Annotated in this window: 18 protein-coding genes and 1 tRNA gene; 14 read left to right on the forward strand and 5 right to left on the reverse strand. The window is 38.3% G+C overall.

All coding sequences use genetic code 11. The features are described 5' to 3' along the window. Window positions 1–77: 77 nt before the first annotated feature. Window positions 78–1,511 (forward strand): amidase, encoded by a 1,434-nt coding sequence (locus CVD23_RS18730; RefSeq protein ID WP_180955727.1) that lies wholly within the window; start codon window positions 78–80, stop codon window positions 1,509–1,511. A gap of 304 nt (window positions 1,512–1,815) precedes the next feature. On the opposite strand, the gene CVD23_RS18735 is transcribed toward CVD23_RS18730, so the two are convergent. The 3 genes from CVD23_RS18735 to CVD23_RS18745 all read right to left on the reverse strand — a co-directional run bounded on the left by CVD23_RS18735 (window position 1,816) and on the right by CVD23_RS18745 (window position 3,689). Beyond that, entirely contained in the window at window positions 1,816–2,241 is a 426-nt protein-coding gene (locus tag CVD23_RS18735) for a GNAT family N-acetyltransferase (protein WP_101577787.1), read from the reverse strand. Then, complete coding sequence (locus CVD23_RS18740) at window positions 2,238–2,759, reverse strand: YjcG family protein (protein ID WP_101577788.1); 522 nt, start codon at window positions 2,757–2,759, stop codon at window positions 2,238–2,240. The genes CVD23_RS18735 and CVD23_RS18740 overlap by 4 nt, the downstream gene beginning before the upstream one ends. Before the next feature lie 207 nt (window positions 2,760–2,966). Then, complete coding sequence (locus CVD23_RS18745) at window positions 2,967–3,689, reverse strand: alpha/beta hydrolase (RefSeq protein WP_101666823.1); 723 nt, start codon at window positions 3,687–3,689, stop codon at window positions 2,967–2,969. A gap of 181 nt (window positions 3,690–3,870) precedes the next feature. Here CVD23_RS18745 and CVD23_RS18750 point away from each other — a divergent pair, with 181 nt between their 5' ends. Beyond that, window positions 3,871–4,335: a DinB family protein gene (locus CVD23_RS18750; protein ID WP_101666824.1), complete on the forward strand. Its 465-nt coding sequence runs from the start codon at window positions 3,871–3,873 to the stop codon at window positions 4,333–4,335. Between the two features lie 212 nt (window positions 4,336–4,547). Here CVD23_RS18750 and CVD23_RS18755 read toward each other — a convergent pair whose 3' ends face one another. After that, complete coding sequence (locus CVD23_RS18755; protein WP_308314949.1) at window positions 4,548–5,096, reverse strand: DsbA family oxidoreductase; 549 nt, start codon at window positions 5,094–5,096, stop codon at window positions 4,548–4,550. A gap of 371 nt (window positions 5,097–5,467) precedes the next feature. On the opposite strand from CVD23_RS18755, the gene CVD23_RS18760 reads away from it, so the two are divergent. Next, window positions 5,468–5,539: transfer RNA gene (locus CVD23_RS18760), tRNA-Val, on the forward strand. Window positions 5,540–5,679: 140 nt separating this feature from the next. Continuing rightward, window positions 5,680–6,726, forward strand: coding sequence for a DmpA family aminopeptidase (locus CVD23_RS18765; RefSeq protein WP_101666826.1), 1,047 nt, complete (start codon window positions 5,680–5,682; stop codon window positions 6,724–6,726). A 189-nt stretch (window positions 6,727–6,915) separates the two neighbouring features. On the opposite strand, the gene CVD23_RS18770 is transcribed toward CVD23_RS18765, so the two are convergent. Further along, entirely contained in the window at window positions 6,916–7,812 is an 897-nt protein-coding gene (locus tag CVD23_RS18770) for a LysR family transcriptional regulator (protein WP_101666827.1), read from the reverse strand. Between the two features lie 125 nt (window positions 7,813–7,937). Between CVD23_RS18770 and ald the strand changes: the two genes are divergently transcribed. The 10 genes from ald (at window position 7,938) to CVD23_RS18825 (ending at window position 19,566) form a co-directional block, all read left to right on the forward strand. Beyond that, window positions 7,938–9,068, forward strand: coding sequence for an alanine dehydrogenase (gene ald, locus CVD23_RS18775; protein WP_101666828.1), 1,131 nt, complete (start codon window positions 7,938–7,940; stop codon window positions 9,066–9,068). A 12-nt stretch (window positions 9,069–9,080) separates the two neighbouring features. Beyond that, entirely contained in the window at window positions 9,081–9,932 is an 852-nt protein-coding gene (gene dat / locus CVD23_RS18780; protein WP_101577795.1) for a D-amino-acid transaminase, read from the forward strand. Window position 9,933: 1 nt separating this feature from the next. Then, complete coding sequence (locus CVD23_RS18785; protein ID WP_101577796.1) at window positions 9,934–10,653, forward strand: gamma-glutamyl-gamma-aminobutyrate hydrolase family protein; 720 nt, start codon at window positions 9,934–9,936, stop codon at window positions 10,651–10,653. A gap of 393 nt (window positions 10,654–11,046) precedes the next feature. Then, window positions 11,047–11,340 carry a DUF3899 domain-containing protein gene (locus CVD23_RS22930; RefSeq protein WP_374702650.1) on the forward strand — a complete coding sequence of 98 codons (294 nt, stop codon included), beginning with the start codon at window positions 11,047–11,049 and terminating at the stop codon, window positions 11,338–11,340. A 508-nt stretch (window positions 11,341–11,848) separates the two neighbouring features. After that, window positions 11,849–13,501 carry a peptide ABC transporter substrate-binding protein gene (locus CVD23_RS18800; protein ID WP_257988595.1) on the forward strand — a complete coding sequence of 551 codons (1,653 nt, stop codon included), beginning with the start codon at window positions 11,849–11,851 and terminating at the stop codon, window positions 13,499–13,501. A 71-nt stretch (window positions 13,502–13,572) separates the two neighbouring features. Then, window positions 13,573–14,508, forward strand: coding sequence for an ABC transporter permease (locus CVD23_RS18805; RefSeq protein ID WP_101577799.1), 936 nt, complete (start codon window positions 13,573–13,575; stop codon window positions 14,506–14,508). Next, complete coding sequence (gene opp3C / locus CVD23_RS18810) at window positions 14,505–15,515, forward strand: oligopeptide ABC transporter permease (protein WP_101666829.1); 1,011 nt, start codon at window positions 14,505–14,507, stop codon at window positions 15,513–15,515. Before CVD23_RS18805 ends, opp3C begins: the two co-directional genes overlap by 4 nt. Before the next feature lie 13 nt (window positions 15,516–15,528). Continuing rightward, window positions 15,529–16,533 (forward strand): ABC transporter ATP-binding protein, encoded by a 1,005-nt coding sequence (locus CVD23_RS18815; RefSeq protein ID WP_101666830.1) that lies wholly within the window; start codon window positions 15,529–15,531, stop codon window positions 16,531–16,533. Further along, on the forward strand, window positions 16,533–17,522 hold the full coding sequence (locus CVD23_RS18820) for an ABC transporter ATP-binding protein (protein WP_101666831.1): 990 nt from the start codon (window positions 16,533–16,535) through the stop codon (window positions 17,520–17,522). The genes CVD23_RS18815 and CVD23_RS18820 overlap by 1 nt, the downstream gene beginning before the upstream one ends. A gap of 28 nt (window positions 17,523–17,550) precedes the next feature. Further along, on the forward strand, window positions 17,551–19,566 hold the full coding sequence (locus CVD23_RS18825) for a S9 family peptidase (RefSeq protein WP_101666832.1): 2,016 nt from the start codon (window positions 17,551–17,553) through the stop codon (window positions 19,564–19,566). Window positions 19,567–19,870: the final 304 nt, after the last annotated feature.

The raw sequence follows: 19,870 nt of genomic DNA on the forward strand, positions 1-19,870 counted from the left end.
CTATACAAAAATAATATAAAAATATTTCAGAATTTAAAAAATATTTTTACGAGTGATTAATGGAGGAGGAAAAAACCATGACTCAGAAAGATGAATTAGCCTGGAAATCTGCATTGGAGCTTTCATATTTGATTCGAACGAAAAAGATTTCTCCTGTAGAAGTAGTAGAAATTTGTCTTGAAAGGATAGATCGTATAAACCCGATAATAAATGCATTTTGTACATTGATTCCAGAACAAGCACGCGAATCTGCAAAACTGGCAGAGAGCCAAGTAATGAAAGGTATCTCTCTAGGTCCATTACATGGGATCCCAATTGCAATAAAAGACCTAACACCTGTAAAAGGTGTTAGGTTAACGATGGGCTCAAAATTGTATGCTGAGCAAGTTGCAACAGAGGATGCAATAGTAGTTAAGAGGATCAAACAAGCAGGTGGAATTATTGTTGGAATGACGAACACACCTGAATTTGGTTTTAAAGGAACAACAGATAATCTATTATTTGGTGCTACACGTAATCCTTGGAAGCTTGATAGAATATCAGGGGGTTCAAGCGGAGGATCAAGTGCTGCTGTTGCAGCAGGGTTAGTCCCTTTTGCTGAAGGAAGTGATGGGGGTGGTTCAATTCGGATTCCGGCTGCGATTTGTGGAGTTTATGGTTATAAAGCAACTTACGGACGAATTCCGTATGAAACAGTAGGTCCTTTTTATTCCCAAGCACCCTTCATTCATTTTGGACCTATCGCAAGAACTGTATCTGATGCTGCTCTTCTTTACTCAGTTATGGATGGGAGTGCGGAAGATGAACCATTTACTTTCCCAATAAAAGAAAATATTTTTGAGACTCTAGAAACGGGGATTCAAAATTTAAAAGTAGCTTACTGTCCGGATCTTGGTTTTTTTGAAATCGATCCTGAAGTTCGAAAAGCATGTGATAATGCTACTGGTATCTTTAAAGAATTAGGGTGTATTGTTGAAGAAGTAAATCCAAGGTTTGAAAATCCAAAGAAAAATATTGAAGAAGCATGGGCAACTCTTTGGTATGGAATGGTAGCGACTTCGCACGGTAGTTTATCTCAAGATAAGCTGGAACTACTTGACCCAAAAGTACAGGAATTTATTAAACTTGGAAAAGAATTGAAAGCAACAGAATACATTCAAGCAAATAAAGCTCGTGAGGAAGCGTGGTCAAAACTGCAGAACATTTTTAAAGAATATGACATCATAATATGTCCAACTACAGCAGTTCCAGCATTTTCTCTAGATACTTGGGGACCTACAGAAATTAATGGAAAGCCAATCAATCCTTTCCATGGTTGGTTTTTGACTTATCCTATTAATCTTACAGGTCATCCAGCGGCTTCTATCCCGTGTGGATTTTCTGGAGAGGGATTACCCATTGGCTTGCAAATTATTGGACGTCGTTTAGAGGATGAGACTGTATTTCGTGCTTCCCGTGCCTTCGAACGATTATCTCCATGGAGCGAAATGCGTCCTCAATTCCAATCTTAAATTGGTAGATTGGATTATTGTTAAAATACACAGAGAATTTAAATGTGCAAGTAAGGAAGCAGTTTGTGAATTACTACACCCTTTAAGAAAATCCTCAGCATGGAGGTAAACTCCTTGCTGTTCAAATTAACTTTTGCCAATTCTTTGTGCATTCACAAGAAGGGACTCATAAAGGCAGTCATAAGGTTAGTTGTGATATCAAAAATAGTTAAATGGCTTGTACATGACAGTACGAAAAGGAATCAGAGAGAAATGAAACAGGGCTAAACAAAAATTTGTTACTGTTTCGTTTAGCCCTTAGCATTTATTTTGTGAATTTTTTCATCGTTTTATGGGGGATACCTGCATCTAAAAACTCCCCTGAAACAACTTCATAGCCCAAGCGGCTATAAAAGGGAATAGCATGGGTTTGTGCGTTAAGCTTTAAGGCCGATATCCCATTGCCGGCGGCATATGCTTCTATTGCAGCCATTATCGCTTTACCGGCTCCGGTCTTTCGGTACTCCTGTAGCACACAAATGCGTTCAACCTTTCCAAAACCATCAACAACCCGGAAACGGCCGGCACCAGCAGGAGTTTCACCATCATATAAAACAAAGTGAACTGCGTTGGATTCGAACTGGTCTATTTCTTCTTCTTCTGGAACTTGCTGTTCTTCAACGAATACCTTCTTACGGACTGTAAAGGCATCCTCTAATTCTTGTTCGGTCGAAACGGTAGTGACTTTCAATTTTGATTATCCTTTCCCAGGCGAAATGTTTCATATACAGTCCATTGGCCGCTTTCCAGCTGATAAAGGAGGTGGAAGCGGTCTACGGTTTCTTCATGGTCAATATCCAGCATTTTTAAAGAACCGTATACATCCGAATGTTCTGCATCCGATAGATTTTGCCCGATTGTAATATGAGGAACAAAAGCATACTCGGGCTGGCCATCATCAAAGCTTTTTAGAAACTCGTTATGCAGGCCTTCCAATTGTTCTGTAACTTCAGCTTTTAAATAGATTACATTGTTTACCGGATGAAATGAACTGACCCGGTATACCCTCAGCCTAAACGGTTCGTAGTTCCCGGCGATCTCCTCAAGTTTTTTAGTCAGTTCTGTGATCTGTTCTTCTGTTGCCTCAAACCCGCTTCTCAACGTCAAGTGTGGCGGAATTAACGCGTAGTGTGTATCATAACGTTTTCGATAAGAGTTGGCTAAATCTTGCAGCTTTTTTGTCGGAAAAATAACGATACCGAATTTCATATTATGACCTCCAATTTTATAATTTGGGATTTATGAGATTGAATTAAATGTCAAGGAGTTAAAATTCGAACATGCACGCCAATGTAAAAAGGAGCCGGAATTGAACTGTTTTAGAAAAAAAAGAATTTAATACGATTATAACAAATCTTCTGAATTGATAGGTTAATTATACCCCTCTTGCCCCGAAAAAGCATATATTAGCCAAATTTAAAACATTGTTCCCAGAGCCTGTCTTAAATTGGGCTGCCAATAGGACCAAGTATGATTGCCGGCAAATTCTTCAAAATGGTACGGAAAGCTTTTTTTCTGGAACACCTCCGCTAGATGGCGGTTCGGTGTCAGGAAGTCCCTATCGTTTTCGCTCGACGTTTTAACATGGGTTTCTTGATTTCCGACTACATGGTATATATGTACTAAAGGCGGGGACTGAAAGGCTTCTACAAGCTCAAGCACCCGATCGTTCACAAACGGAGACTGGAGAATTATCCGTCCAAATATATTGGGATATTCCAACGCCGTCATTAAAGACACGGTCGCTGCCAACGAGTCGCCGATCAGTGCTCTGCCCATGCCCATTTGATAGGTTGGAAACTGTTTATCTAAAAATGGGACAAGTTCATGGGCGAGAAAACGTATATAGTTTTTCTGCTGGCTTCCTTGCGGGTGATATTTTTCGCGTCGATCTTTGACATCTTTGTAGGGCACACCAATGATAATGACATTTTCTATTTCTTTATTATGCAGCAATTCATCGGCGATGCGCCCGATTCTGCCAAATTGAAAATAATCCTTTCCGTCAGATGCGATTAACAGAGAATATTTATAAAGAGGTGAGAAGGAAGCCGGTAAATAAACGAGAATATTTACATCTTCCCCCAACTCTTTGCTTGGAATCGTCATATCTTTGATTGTACCTCGTGGAATTTCCATTGCTGTTTCCTCCAATTCTCAGGCCCACGGTCGTGCTTTTTAAAAGGCTTTTTATGCGATTTTATCATAACATTTGCAGAAATGCTTTTTTGGCTATCCAGCATCAACTTTCGACAATTATGTTATAATACGAATATTCTGAATGTAATTGTAAAATTAAAACATAACAAGGGGGAAAAGCATGGACAGTGCTGTATGGAAACTTGCAGAAGACATCAGGGGTTATACACTGGAAATTTTAGATTCAATACCGGACGAATTGACAGATGTTGTGCCAGATGGGTTTAATAACTCGGTTCGCTGGAATGCAGGCCATATTCTGCTCGACCAATATTTGTGGTTTTACCATAAAATCGATGATAGCATGCCACTACAAGAAATTGCGCCTTTTTTCAATTATGGAAGTGCTCCGCGGGATTGGACCCAGACCAGCCAGCCACCTTCGATTGGAGAAATTAAGCAGCTTTTACAAGCACAAATACCTTTTTTGAAAGAGACGTTTGCCGCAAGATTCGATGAGAAGTTGAATGAAGAATCAGAACATGGTATCCGGACAATCGGTGATGTGATTCCAAGAACGATTTATCACGAAGGACTGCATACCGGCACGTTAATTTCGTTACGGAAAAAGCTTTTGGGCAAGTGAGTCTCCATTTTCGGAGGTTTTTTATAGTGATCTCAAGACGTCTTATATTTGGATGATTTCTGAAAGCTGTCTTTGGCTGGGAGTATGGATAGTGTGAACAATGTTAAAGTTATTTTTATCAGGCAGTAAAAGCAATACAAAAGCATCAGCTGCGGCTGATGCTTTGAAAGTCATTTATTTTAGCTGTGCAGCTTATCAGACAATAAAAAATTTTACTTGGCGGATTCCTGGTCGATAATTGCTTCAAGTGTTTCCTTAGTATTTAGTCCCTGGACACGCTGGCTGCCGATAAAGAAGGTAGGTACTGCCGTGATGGCGGCTTCTTCATAGGCATGCCTTAAAGCCTGTTTATGGGCTCTTTCATAATTTCGATCTTCCAAGGCTTTTTGAAAAGCGTCACGCTCTAAACCGATTGAAGCGGCAATCTCGGTTAACTCATCAATAGATCCGATATTTTTACCGTCACGCCAGAAAGCCTCCAATACAGCTTCCACATACTCATTTCCTTTGCCGTTTTCTTTCGCAAATTGGTACCCTTCATGTGCAAAATGGGTATGGGGCATCGGATCAATATCCGGCAGCTTCATGTTGACACCAAACCGTTCAGACAGCGGCTTGATCGAAGACTTCCAGCCTTGCTGCATTTTCTCGCTTTTTGGCGACAATGTTTCATATGGAAGCGGGCGAAGCTCAAACGGCATCCATTCCAGTTCAATATTTTCTTTTTCCTTTATTGCTTCCTTCAGCGGAGCCTCCGCTATATAGCAAAACGGTCAAACAAAATCAGAATAAACACGAATTTTTAATGTCATCGCTGTTCCTCCTCGTATATTTGTTAGTAGTTTAAAGCTGTTTTGTCAGTATAGCTATTAATATGCTTCAAAGCTCGAGTGATTTTTCAAAAGACAGATTAGCAAATGGGTAAGATATAGAAAAACTTTTGAGAGCTGCTTTATTGCTGTTTCGAAAGGATCATTTTGAAACTTTTTGAGTAAAGAAGAAAGCCTCAGAAAACTCCTTGACTTTTGTTCGAAGATACATATAATTAAATATGTACCTTTTAAGGTTCAACAATTTACAATCTGCTAGCTCAGTTTGAGAGCAAAACTTTGCTGAGTACAATTCATATTACGATCCGATAGTTCAGCGGGAGAATACATCCTTGACAGGGATGGGGTCGGGGGTTCGAATCCCTCTCGGATCACTATTGGGAAAAGGCTGGAATCCTTGATTTATCAAAGGTTTCAGCCTCTTTTTATTTTGAGTTTCTTTCATGCTTTTTTTATCAGAATTAGCTTTTTGCTATAGAGAGAGTATACCTACTACTTATATTGGAGGGTAAATATGAAAGTAAGAGCACAAGGAATTACGATAGGGAAATTACCAACTGGGAGCAAGAATTGTATAACAGATATCAAAGGGATTAAAGTAGGCCACTTTACGATTGATACTGCGCTGAATGAAGAAGGAAGTGAGTACGCATGTACGGGAGTAACAGCAATACTTCCACATGGCGGGAACTTATTTAAAGAAAAAGTTACAGCCGCTAGTTATGTCATTAATGGGTTCGGAAAAACAACAGGACTTGTTCAGATTAACGAATTAGGGTTACTTGAATCGCCCATTATGTTAACAAATACATTCGCAGTACCCACTGTGACACATGCAACCTTACAATACATGCTTGAGCAGAATGCGGAAATAGGAGAATCTACTGGTACGATCAATATCGTGGTGGGTGAATGTAACGACAGCTACTTAAACTCAATTCGACGGTTTTCAGTACAGTCTGAACATGCAGTTGAAGCCATTAAAAATGCATCCAACAACATTGTTGAGGAAGGATCTGTTGGCGCTGGAAAAGGAATGGTGTGTTTTGGATATAAAGGGGGGATTGGTAGCTCTTCTCGTGTCATCCAATCTAATGATATATCTTATAAAATCGGTTGTCTTGTCCTAAGTAATTTTGGCAAAAAAGAAGAATTTCAATCAGACAAGTATAACATTCAGTTTAAGGATAACGGTAATGTAGCTCTTTCCGAAACTTCCGATGGCTCAATAATCATTGTGTTGGCGACCGATGCACCACTTAGCGAACGGCAACTTCTTAGGATATCCAAAAGGTGTGGAATCGGACTAGGGAGAAAGGGTAGTCATTTTAGCAATGGAAGCGGAGATATAGTTATTGCTTTTTCAACAGCACATAGAACACCACATGATTACATAGATAACATCGAATTTCGAAATCAATTGAGGGATGACCACCCAGTAATGAATGAAATGTTTTCAGCTGCTTCTGAAACAACAGAGGAAGCTATTTTAAATTCTATGTCACAGGCTGAAACAACCAAAGGTAGAAATAGCAGAGTTGTTCACCAATATCCTTTTTAGATGAATATAAATTTTGTAATTAAAAGCGTGCACTTTATACTAGTAAATTCAACTTCATTAACAAAATCGTAGTAAAAATTTTTACTGTCATGGGAGTTCCTTGGCAGTTCGTTTTTAATTTAAAGCAACCATTGATACCAAAATAATATTTCTTCATCAAACAATGCAACGGTACCAATTTTTATTTTGTCAGTTTTTTTCTAGAGCTAGTTTTTTTAGTACAAAATCAACGAAGATTTTTAGAATCCCTTCAATCTTTGTATCCTTTAAATATATTAGCTGAAAAGGGCGATTTAGATTAGGAAGATCACCAATTTTTATGATATTTAAATTTTCTGTTTTCAGCTCATCTTCAATTGAAAAACGCGGAAGAATTCCAATTCCGATTTTATTTTTCACCATTTGTTTGGCAAGTTCAATATTATCTACCTCTACTACAACATTAGGCTGGATTTTCATACTATGAAATGCATTATTTATCAAAGCCCAATCCAGTGAACCCCTGTTAAATTGAATGAGATCCTGACTTGCTACCTCATCAACAGACACTGTTTTCTTTGCAGAAAAAGGATGATCTGGATATATAGCTAGTACCATTTCATCATCATAAAGATGAATGGACTCGATTTGGGGATGTGTAACTGAACGTGAGATCCCTATAGGAACCCCATGATTTAGTACCATGTCAAGAACGTTATGAGAATGACCTGTATGAACAACCAACTTTACTTGAGGGAACGCCTCATGAAACTCACTGATCCAAGCAGGCAAAATATAATTCGATACCGTAAGAACAGTTGAAATTCTCAGTTCCCCTTCCGTTTTTCTATTTTTTTGCTGAATGGCAAGGACACCGTCCTGCATGTTCTGAAGTAAAGATCTAGCGTAAGGTAGAAACGTTTCTCCTTCCTGAGTCATCGATACATTTTTTCCATTACGATTAAACAAGGGATAACCAATTGCATTTTCAAGCGACCTTATTCTTGCGCTGACAGCAGGTTGAGATATGAAAAGAATTTCACCTGCTTTACTGAAATTCCCTGTTAATGATACGTAAATAAAGGCCTCAACTTGTTCGATATTCATCTGTGTAACCACCCGTATAAAAAAATGTGATGAAGCCTATAAAATAATTTGATTGGATTTATTCCTTCTTATAAATTAATTTAATATTTAAAATATATCAAATTAATGTAAGGGAGAGAAGAAGATTGATTATAGGTGTCCCTAAGGAAATTAAAAACAATGAAAATCGAGTTGCCTTAACGCCGGCTGGAGCAGACACATTGATTAGAAATGGTCATCATATTTTGATAGAGACTAACGCCGGAACAGGTAGTGGTTTTGAAGACTGCTACTATTCTGAATTGGGTTGTGAAATTGTAGAGAATGCTCAAGAAGTCTGGAGCAGATCCAATATGGTTATGAAAGTAAAAGAACCTTTACCTGAAGAATATTCTTTTTTTAGGGAAAATCTTATTTTATTTACTTACCTTCATCTGGCTGCTGAAATCAAACTCTCATACGAACTTATGAAGAGTGGAATGACCGCAATTGCATACGAAACCATTCAATTGGAAAATGGAACACTGCCGCTTCTAACACCTATGAGTGAGGTTGCAGGTAGAATGGCTCCACAAATCGGGGCTCAGTTTCTTGAGAAACCGCGGGGTGGTAAAGGCATTCTCTTATCTGGAGTGCCAGGGGTAAATCGAGGCAAGGTAACCATAATTGGTGGGGGAGTGGTTGGAAATAATGCAGCTAAAATGGCATTAGGACTAGGTGCAGATGTGACCATAATTGATTTAAATCCTGATCGGCTACGCCAACTTGATGATTTATTTGGCAGACAAATTCAAACCTTGATCTCTAATCCCATGAATATCTCTCACTCAATTATGCAATCTGATTTAGTTATCGGCGGAGTATTAATACCTGGAGCAAAAGCACCAAGATTAGTAACAGAAGAAATGGTAAAGCAAATGAAATCCGGTTCAGTAATTGTAGATGTAGCTATAGATCAGGGTGGAATAGTTGAAACTATTGACCATATTACAACACATGATAATCCAATATATACAAGACACGGTATCGTCCACTATGCAGTCGCAAACATGCCTGGGGCTGTTCCACGCACATCTACTATTGCTTTAACGAATTCCACGGTTCCTTATGCTTTAAAGCTAGCAAACTCATTTGGTAAAGCAATTAGAGAAAACTTACCGTTAGCTAAGGGGGTGAACGTTTTAGGAGGATATATCACAAATAGGGCAGTTGCCCACTCACTCGGATGTGAATTTCGGTCTCTTGATGATTTACTACTAAATTCGGTAGCTGTATAGGAGGAGAATTCCGTGGAAATTGGATTTATTAATGGTGAGTTCATTGATATTAATAAGGCTGTGCTACCGATCGATGAACGAGGTCATCAATTCGGGGATGGGGTTTATGAAGTTGTTAAAGTCTACGATTCAAGTCCATTCTTACTAGATGAGCATTTGCTACGTCTAGAAAAGAGCGCTTCAGAAATTAGAATAAATCTTCCATATACTTTACATGAAGTGAAGAAAATTATTATGGATGGACTTTCCTTGTCTCAATTACAAGAAGCGGAAATCTATTTCCAAGTAACAAGAGGAATTGCTACTCGCAATCACTTGTTTCCGAAAGTACCAGCATCCTTTACCATGACGATTAGACCAGCGAGGATAGTTCTAAAACAATACTATAATGATGGAATATCTGCGACTCTTTCTAATGATGAGCGGTGGACTAATTGTCATATTAAATCATTAAATTTATTGCCAAATGTAATAGCTAAGCAGAAAGCTTTCGATAGCGGTTACTTTGAAGCAATTTTAGTAACAAAAGATGCTTATATTACGGAAGGTACTAGTAGCAATATTTTTGTAGTAAAAAATAATAAATTATATACCACTCCTTTAACCTGTAACATACTCCCTGGTATTACTCGGGCTGCTGTCTTAGCAATAGCAAAAGAAAAACAAATAATATTTAAAGAGGAATCGTTCTCTACCACATTTCTAATGGACGCTGACGAGGTTTTTATGACAAGTACTTCTGTGGAAATTCTCCCTATTTGTTCTGTCGATCATAATCTGATTTCAAATGGTAAGCCTGGCCCCATTACCAAGAGCCTTTATGAAGCATACAGTCAGTTATATTCATTAAAGGGAGTAAAGTGATATGAACCCTATTATTGGTGTAACTTCTAATTTAATTGATCAACAGCTTTGCGTTTCTATGGATAACATTGATGCATTAACAGGTACAGATGCTGTCCCACTTGTACTTCCTAATTTGCTCGATATGGCAATGATAAATTCAATAGCTGGGAGGCTTGATGGTCTTTTGGTTTCAGGCGGAGGGGATATTGATCCAACACTTTTTGGTGAGGAACCTCATCGAAACCTCGGAATTATTTGTCCTGAAAGAGACTCATTTGAAATCAATATCATAAAGAAAATGCTTGTTCTAGATAAACCGATCTTAGCAATTTGCAGAGGTTGCCAAATTTTAAACATTGCTGTTGGAGGAGATATGTATCAGGATATCTACGATCAGCATGATAGATCACTGTTGCAGCACGCTCAAAAAGCCCCCCGATGGCATGCGTCTCATTATGTCAATGTGAAAGCTGATTCATTACTGTTTCAAATTACTCAAAAAGAAAAGTTTAAAGTAAATAGTTTTCATCATCAGGCGGTAAGACGGATACCAGTAGGATTCGAAGCTTGCGCTATGTCCAGTGATGGTGTAATGGAAGCATTTGAAAGCAAAACACATGCCTTTGTTTTAGGGATACAATGGCATCCGGAAAGTATGGTTATGAGACGAGATCGACATTCAATTTCAATATTTGAAACATTTATTGAAGCATGCAAACAGAACAGGATTAAGGTGTAGGAAGTTATGCGCATCATAGATACACATTGCGATACTTTATATCGAATCTATAAAAATCGTGATCTCATTTATTCTGAGTCAGTGGAGCTTCAGACTAATATAAATTGGTTACAGGCAGGAGAAGTCCAAGTCCAATTTTATGATGTATTTGTTGGTCCAGAAATAAAATGCAATCCTAAATTTCAAGTACCTTGACCAAATTGATATTTTTTGCCTATTTTAACAATCGGCCAATTTGTTGTAAGTTGAGTAAAGTTACAATATAGATACCCACGGTGACCATATGTTTAAAGGGTGTTGCAGAAGGAGGAGTTTATTATTAAAACAATTTATAGAGTTTCTCTTATAATATGCTGCACATTTTTGCTATCTATCATGGTATTGACGGCTACTATGAATTTAACCTTTTTGCATTTTATTAATATCATTTTTATTATTTCAATAAGCCTATTAGTGCTGGGCTGTATTATGTTTCTTATACAGAGAGATTCTTTTAATCGAATGAGAAGTAATTTTAAGCGCTTCTACAAATCATTCGACCAATCTTATATTTATGCGGATCAAATAGAAGGAAAAGTAGGAAAACCGGATCAGTTTCACGTGCATAATCCTTATACCCAATCAATATTATGGGCTGGTTTTATTCTTTCTGTTATTTCTTTAATTGGTTCGTTTATGGTTGTTTGAAATAGTTCTTCTTATAAATATCCTCTATATAAGTAATAAAAAAGTTTAATATTACTTCAGTTCAGAATTGTGCTAATATATAAAAAAGTTAGATAATTTTTATATATTAAAGTGTGAAAGGGGAGGATACCTTAAAAAATTAGTACTTAGGCTTAACTAACAACTAGATTCTCTTATAAAACTTCTATGGCTTGATCCACAGAATCAATCTCTAATAGTTTAGATAGAGATCCAACCTCAATTTTCCTCTAGCATCGAGGAGCATTCAACTATGACTTACAAACTCAGCGGCTTGATAAGAGAATGTGCAATTACTTCTTTTTAACATTGATCCTTAAGATCTTTCTCGTTTCCTTTCAACTGCCACAGGACAAGTCAACACTTTTACCACTCACCGAATCAACCAAGATCCGCTCTTACCAAGACACTTATAGTTATCCAAGTTGTATACTAGTTCAATTACAGTATAAAGAATGTAGACTCTTTAATTTTAGGAGGGGGAAATTTCTTGACATCCAAATTACGTATATTAGTTACTTTTATTTGTATGATTGGACTTCTATCAGCTTGTAATTTTTCTGGATCCAATAACAATTCTTCAAACAGTACGTCTGATGCGAATAATGCCAGCCAGAAAGATTCTGAACAAACACTTAATGTGGTGGCCATTGATGAAATAGCCTCACTTGATGTTGTAAAAGCACATGATACAGTTTCTGGTGTAGTTATCGCAAATACAACAGAAGGATTATACAGCATTGATAAAAATCATGAACCTGTCTTAGCCGCAGCATCGGAGCATGAAATTAGTGAGGATGGACTTATTCATACATTTACCATTCGAGATAACGTTTGGAGCAATGGGGAATCAGTCACCGCACATGATTTTGAGTATTCTTGGAAACGAACATTCCAGAATGTTGGCTACTATACCTATTCCTTTGCAAACGCAAAGATTCTTAATGCACAGGAAATTATGGATGGAGAAAAATCTCCTGATGAGCTTGGAATTGAAGCTACTGATGATAAGACACTTGTTATCACTCTGTCTGGTCCAAGCCCACTTTTAAATTATTCATTGGCGTTTACAGCCTTCTTTCCTGTTAATCAAGCTTTTGTGGAAAGTGTGGGCGAAGAAGCTTACGGGACTGAGTTCGATAAAGTGATTTATAATGGTCCATTTACTTTGACAGATTGGAAACATGATCAAGGATGGCAATACAAAAAGAATCCTGATTACAGGGATGCAGACAATGTCAAATTAACAGAAATCAATGTCGATGTCGTTAAAGAGGAGTCTACGACAGTTAATCTTTATGAAACTGGTGATGTCGATCTAATTGAAATTACCTCAGCCTTTATTGACAAATATAAAAATGATCCTAATTATAGCGCCCAAGTTACAGCGGGGTTATCCTTCCTTAGATTTAATCATGGTAACGAAGCTTTATCGAACGAGAATATCAGGCGCGCTCTGGACCTAGGTTGGGAAAAGAAAGCTTTGACAGATGTGATTTTAAAGAATGGTTCAGTACCTACTTATTATTTGGTTCCAGATATTGCAAAATCCCCTTCAGGTGAAACTTTCCGTTCTTTAAACGGTGATTTTAAAGGAACGGTTGAAGAAGCTCAAGAATTCTTTAAAACTGGTTTAGGAGAGATTGGAAAGAATGCGATTGAACTAAACTTACTTACTGCAGATGAAACAGATAGCAAAGCAACTGCAGAATATTTAAAGGATCAATGGGAAACGAATCTCGACGGTTTAACAGTTAATATTGTTGTTCAACCGTTCCAGCGTCGTCTTGAGCTTGAAAAAGCAATTGATTATGATATTTCCATTTCGAGTTATATTCCTTCCAGTGCAGATCCTTTGAATTACCTTGATATGTGGGTAACAGGCAAAAGCTTCAACAGAATGGGTTATAGCAATCCGGATTATGATGGATTAGTCAACCAAGCATGGAATGAACTTGATGAAGAAAAAAGATATGAGTTGATGCTTGAAGCCGAACGAATGTTGTTTGAAGAAGATGCGGCGATTGGGCCAATGTACCAAGATGCTACTGCAATTATTAGCAAGCCTTATGTAAAAGATGTTATTCATCACCCGACTTTACCACAGTATGACTACAAATGGGCCTATATAGAAGGTAAATAATAACTAATTTAGGAGGTTTTATCATTGATACAGCCTCTCCTATTAAGTCATATGTTAAGGAGTGAACACGATTGCAGAGTTATGTTCTAAGGCGATTTTTATCCATGTTTATGGCTTTATTCATCATCGTTACTTTGACTTTTTTGCTTATGCAACTTCTTCCTGGTACCCCTTATGGAAACATCGACGAGTTAACCGACAATCAAATTGAGCTTCTGGATCAGAAATATGGCTTAGACCAACCTGTGGCTGTTCAATATGTAAAATATCTAGGAAACCTAATTCAAGGAGATCTTGGTCTTTCATTTAAGTACGCTGGCCGTTCTGTCAATGATATCATTGGCGAGCGGATTGGTCCCTCGGCTCTTATCGGTTTTCAAGGTTTAATCATTGGAGCAATAGTTGGATTAATTTTAGGCATAACTTCTGCACTAAGACATAACACTTTCGTCGATTATGGAGCGGTAGTCATTGCTGTTTTGGGGATGTCTATACCGTCTTTTATATTCGCAGCGCTTATGCAATATTTTATCGGTGTTAAACTAGGTTGGCTACCTCCGGCATTATGGGAAGGGTATCAAAATACGATCATGCCAAGTATAGCGTTGTCAGTTATTGTAATAGCAACCGTCGCCCGTTTTATCCGAACTGAAATGCTTGAAGTTCTTGGCCAAGATTATGTTCTCACGGCAAAGGCTAAAGGAATTAGCCGACAAAGGATTGTAATAGAACATGTTGTCCGTAATGCCTTAATTCCAGTTATTACGATGCTTGCCCCGTTAACGGTTGGTTTATTAACAGGAACACTTGTCATAGAAAAGATTTTTGCCGTTCCTGGAATAGGCGAACAGTTTACTATGTCGATTATGTTGAATGACTACAGTGTAATTATGGGCATCACTATTTTTTATAGTATTATTTTTGTCATCGTTATCTTTTTAGTAGATTTACTATACGTAATTGTCGATCCAAGAATTCGGTTGGATGGGGTGGAGGCTAAATCATGAAGATAAACGCAGATTTAATTACGGATGATTTATTTCAACCCGATCCAGTAGTAAGCCTGAAACATACAGAGGTGGCTCAAGGTCCGCAAATCGGTTTTTGGCAGGACGCATGGATCCGTTTAAGACGTAATAAAGGTGCCCTCCTTTCTATTGTTATGCTATTGGTGATAATAGCTCTAGCTTTTTTAGGCCCTTACTTAGGTGGACATAATGCAACTGATCAAAATTTAGCGCATTCGGACCTCCCTCCTAAAATTTCTGGCCTTGAATGGCTAGGCTTTAACGGAATAGATGGAAATGGTATTGACCAGTACGAGGCCAGAGATTTAAATGAAAACTACTGGTTTGGTACAGATCAGTTTGGACGGGATATATGGACAAGAATATGGGAAGGCACGAAAGTTTCGTTATACATCGCGTTCTTAGCAGCTTCTTTGGATTTGATTATTGGTGTGATCTACGGTGGTATTTCTGGTTTTTATGGAGGGCGCATTGATAATATTATGCAGAGGATTATTGAAATATTGATGGGAATTCCTAATTTGATTCTAATCATACTATTTATCTTAGTCTTGGAACCAGGAATTATGTCTATCACCCTTGCCATGGTTATAACCGGCTGGGTTAACATGGCAAGAGTTGTTAGAGGTCAAATTTTACAGCTAAAAGGGCAAGAGTTTATACTTGCTTCCCGCACACTAGGTGTCAGTCATTTCCGACTTGTCGCTAAGCATCTTCTTCCAAACACATTAGGTTCTATTATTGTCACCCTTATGTTTACAATACCTACGGCCATTTTCTTTGAAGCATTCTTAAGTTTTATAGGGCTGGGTTTGCAACCTCCATTAGCTTCCTTGGGAGTACTCGTCGATGATGGTTACAAGTCAATGTTACTTTTTCCTTACAAGATGCTATTTCCAGCTATTGTGATCAGTTTAATTATGATGTGCTTTAATGTTTTGGCAGATGGGCTAAGGGATGCGCTAGATCCTAAAATGCGGAAATGAAGAGGTGATGGAAATGGACAAAATACTTTCTGTTAAACAGTTAAAGGTTTCTTTTCGAACCTATGGAGGAGAATCCAATGTTTTACGGGGTGTCAGCTTTCACCTTAATAAAGGTGAAACGTTAGCTATAGTAGGAGAATCTGGATCAGGCAAATCAGTAACAGCTAAAGCGATTATGAAGCTGCTGCCTAAAAAAACAAGTTTTGTAAATAAGGGTGAGGTGATTTTTGGAAATAAAAATTTGTTAGAGCTCGGTGAAAGAGAAATGCAAAAAATACGAGGTTCCGAAATATCCATGGTTTTTCAGGACCCTATGACCTCCCTCAACCCGACTATGACAATAGGGAAACAGATTATGGAAGGCTTGAGGGTGCATCAACCCTTATCTAAAAAGGAAGCATTCATTAAAGCGGTCGAATTACTTGAGATGGTAGGGATACCGAACGCGGTGGACAGGATGAAGGAATATCCACACCAGTTTTCAGGAGGAATGAGGCAAAGAGTGGTTGTGGCTATTGCAATTGCTTGTAGCCCCAAAATTTTAATAGCTGATGAACCAACAACAGCTTTGGACGTAACAATACAAGCTCAAATCTTAGATTTGATGAAAAACCTGCAACAGCAGTTGCAAACAGCGATTATTATTATCACTCATGATCTAGGGGTAGTTGCCAACATGGCACAGCGAGTAGCTGTTATGTACGCGGGTGAAATTATTGAAATTGGAACAGTAGATGAAATCTTTTATGAGCCTAAACATCCATATACTTGGGGACTGCTCGAGTCAATGCCTAAGTTGCATGAAAAGCAAGATGAGCCGCTGATTCCTATTTCGGGTTCACCACCGGACTTAAGCCAGCTTCCAGAGGGTTGCCCGTTTGCTCTAAGATGTCCTTATGCTATGAAGGTTTGTCACAAATTCGTACCAGAACCGACAATTGTTTCCAAAGGTCACTACGCCTCCTGTTGGCTATTAGATCAACGAGCTGCAAATGTTGAACGGATTGGGGTGGTTTAATGCAGCCTAGAGACACTTTATTCGAAATAAACAACTTGAAAAAGCATTTCAGATTAAAAAAAGGCAAAGTATTGCAGGCTGTTGATAATGTTTCATTGAAGATCTTTAAAGGCGAGACATTAGGTATTGTCGGTGAATCAGGATGCGGAAAGTCGACCTTGGGAAGGACTCTGATTCGCTTATATGAACCAACATCAGGTGAAATAAAATATGAAAACCAAAAAATTACTGGAAAGCTTAAAAAGGAAGAAGAAAGACGGTTTCAGAAAAAGGTCCAGATGATTTTCCAAGACCCATACTCTTCGCTCAACTCACGAATGACCGTCGCTGAGATTATTTCAGAGGGGATGGTTATTCATGAACCTGGAATAAGCAAAAGAGAGCAAGAAGAAAAGATTTTTGAAATACTTGATTCAGTTGGTTTGCATAAACATCATGCTAATCGTTACCCGCACGAGTTTAGCGGGGGACAAAGGCAGCGTATTGGCATAGCAAGGGCACTCGCTGTTAATCCGGAGTTTATAATCGCTGACGAACCGATAGCAGCTCTAGATGTTTCTATTCAAGCGCAGATTGTGAATCTATTAAAACAACTCCAGCAACGGAAACGATTAACTTATATGTTTATTGCTCACGATTTGTCGATGGTACGGTATATAAGTGACCGTGTGGCAGTCATGTATTTGGGGATGGTTGTAGAATTATCAACAAGTGACAAGTTATATGAGGAACCATTTCATCCATATACAAAAGCCCTATTATCAGCGATTCCTATACCAGACCCAAAAATTGAGCGTTCTCGAGAAAGAATTATTTTGGAAGGAACTGTACCGAATCCGGTTGATCCTCCCAGCGGCTGCCGTTTTCGCACGAGGTGTTCATATGCGATGGATATATGTTCGCAAGTTGTTCCAGAATTAAAAGAGATTGCACCTAGCCACCACGTTGCTTGCCATCTTTATTCAGAACACCAGCAGTTATCGGGTTGATTCATAATGAAAATTGGAGGGTTTTTAAATGAGCAAACGTTTATTAAAAGCTGAGGATTTACTAAGTTTGAATCTCGTAGGAGATCCCCAAGTATCTCCAAAGAAAGATAGAGTTGCGTATGTCTTAACTAAATTGGATATAGTAAAAGACGGTTATTATTCTTCCATATATGTGAGTGAGTTTGAAGGACAGTCTCAACAGCTTACATATTATGAATCTGACAAACTTATTAAAGATAAATCACCAAAATGGTCCCCCAACGGTGAACAGCTCGCATTCTTATCTAACCGAACAGGTAGCACTCAAGTCTGGATGCTACCGGTGGAAGGTGGAGGTGAAGCAATACCTGTTACAAGTATAGATGGTAACATACAGGAATTTGCTTGGTCTCCTGATGCAACAAAGCTCCTATTAACAGTGGAGGAAACCATTAATTCAAAGAATAAAAGTGATATAAAGGAAATAACTCGTCTCCGATACAAAGCGGATGGGATACGAGATTTTTTAGAGTCGCGCAAGCACATTTTTCTTTTTGACATTCACACAAATGGATACACGAAAATTACGGAGGGTGATTTTGATTTTTATGGAGCCATATTTTCACCAAATGGAAAAGAACTCGTCTATTTAGGGTCAAGAGAGGGTGCCCAGGAGATAGAGTACGTTCCTTCTATATGGAGATTTAACATTGAAAACAATGAAGAAAAATTGCTTTATCAGGGAAGTGGTCCAATACGATCTTTAGCTTATTCTCCTGATGGCCTATGGGTGGGTTTTATTGGCCATGAGCATGGGGAGACAAGTTCAGCAAATTTGAATGTTTGGGCTGTTTCTATAGAAACAACTAGTGCAAGAAATCTAACTAGTATTCTAGATCGGACGGTTGATAATCCTGTTCGAGTGGACGCTGCTTATGACACTGGTCAACCGCGTATCGTTTGGGATCAAAATAGTACTTCTATCTTCTTCACTGCAACAGACAGAGGCAGCATACAACTTTACAAAACAAACCTGGACGGGGAAGTGTCCAAACCTTTATCTGAAGATCAGCACACAATAACGTCTTTTGCTATGATAGATGATCATCATGCTGTGTTCGTTCAGGCTCATTGCCACTCTACTGGAGATTTAGTTATTCAAAACATTGATAAAATTGATGAGAAAAAAAACCTTACAACATGGAATGATCCTCTTTTTACACAAATTCAATTAAGTACCCCAGAACATATTACCGTTACGAGCGAAGATGGTTTAGAAATAGAAGGTTGGATTTTGCATCCGGTTAGAATAAGCAAAGAGGCCAAGCATCCACTCGTACTTCAAATTCACGGCGGTCCCCACTCTGCCTATGGATATGGATTTCAGCATGAATGGCAGTTAATGGCCGCAAAGGGATATGCAGTTCTCTATACCAACCCAAGAGGCAGCCAAGGTTATGGTGAGGATTTCTTACGTCGAGTAGTAGGTGACTGGGGTGGCGAAGACTACAAAGATTTAATGACTGCAGTTGATTACGTACTAGATACCTTCAGCTACATTGACCAAGAGCAGCTCTTTGTCACTGGAGCAAGTTATGGGGGGTATATGACCAATATGATTACGGCTAGGACTAACCGGTTCAAAGCAGCTGCCACTCAAAATTCTGTAACGAACCTTTATAGTATGTTTGGAACAAGTGATATTGGTTTTTACTTTAACAGCGCGCAATTAGGTGGAGCAGACATGTGGGATGACGAGGAAACCGTTATGAAGTTCTCACCGATACGGTATGCAAAAAATGTGAAAACACCAACCCTTATTTTGCACAATGAAGATGATTACAGATGTCCAATGGAACAAGCTGAACAATGGTACATTGCTCTCCGTAGATTAGGTGTCGATACTAAGTTTCTCCGATTCCCTAATGAGAACCATGGAATTGCCTCTAAAGGAAAACCAACACACAGATTGGAGCGTCTGAGACATTTAATAGAATGGTTTGAAAATTATCGTCTAAACCACAGTAACGAATCTATTGTGCAAACATCAGCAACTAATGCTTAGTAGAAGTATCTGAATTCTCAATGTCTCTCACTTTAAAAGAAAATTCCTATTTCTTTTTACATCTTTGAGACAGCTATCTCCTTCATGGAAGCTGTCTTTTTTCCAAGGTATCTAATTCATAAAAATGGTAGGAGAGTGACAATTAAGTCTCTTATATGTTTATGTAGACTCGAATATGACGAATCGTGGATTTATAAGGCCTGACAATCTTTTCGCGAATAAGATAACATTTTTTTGTTAAGTGAATCAATTTCATAATTCCTTTTTTTAAAGAAACACAGACCTACAAAATTTAGTTTCTCTT

The organism is Bacillus sp. V33-4 (assembly GCF_002860225.1).
Classification (GTDB): domain Bacteria; phylum Bacillota; class Bacilli; order Bacillales; family Cytobacillaceae; genus Bacillus_BJ; species Bacillus_BJ canaveralius.

Coding starts and splice junctions, on each gene's coding strand:
- CVD23_RS18815 (WP_101666830.1), top strand. CDS start 15,529: ATGGACAAAATACTTTCTGTTAAACAGTTAAAGGTTTCTTTTCGAACC.
- CVD23_RS18770 (WP_101666827.1), bottom strand. CDS start 7,812: ATGAATATCGAACAAGTTGAGGCCTTTATTTACGTATCATTAACAGGG.
- CVD23_RS18785 (WP_101577796.1), top strand. CDS start 9,934: ATGAACCCTATTATTGGTGTAACTTCTAATTTAATTGATCAACAGCTT.
- CVD23_RS18730 (WP_180955727.1), top strand. CDS start 78: ATGACTCAGAAAGATGAATTAGCCTGGAAATCTGCATTGGAGCTTTCA.
- CVD23_RS18825 (WP_101666832.1), top strand. CDS start 17,551: ATGAGCAAACGTTTATTAAAAGCTGAGGATTTACTAAGTTTGAATCTC.
- CVD23_RS18765 (WP_101666826.1), top strand. CDS start 5,680: ATGAAAGTAAGAGCACAAGGAATTACGATAGGGAAATTACCAACTGGG.
- CVD23_RS18745 (WP_101666823.1), bottom strand. CDS start 3,689: ATGGAAATTCCACGAGGTACAATCAAAGATATGACGATTCCAAGCAAA.
- CVD23_RS22930 (WP_374702650.1), top strand. CDS start 11,047: ATGAATTTAACCTTTTTGCATTTTATTAATATCATTTTTATTATTTCA.
- CVD23_RS18740 (WP_101577788.1), bottom strand. CDS start 2,759: ATGAAATTCGGTATCGTTATTTTTCCGACAAAAAAGCTGCAAGATTTA.
- CVD23_RS18750 (WP_101666824.1), top strand. CDS start 3,871: ATGGACAGTGCTGTATGGAAACTTGCAGAAGACATCAGGGGTTATACA.
- opp3C (WP_101666829.1), top strand. CDS start 14,505: ATGAAGATAAACGCAGATTTAATTACGGATGATTTATTTCAACCCGAT.
- CVD23_RS18820 (WP_101666831.1), top strand. CDS start 16,533: ATGCAGCCTAGAGACACTTTATTCGAAATAAACAACTTGAAAAAGCAT.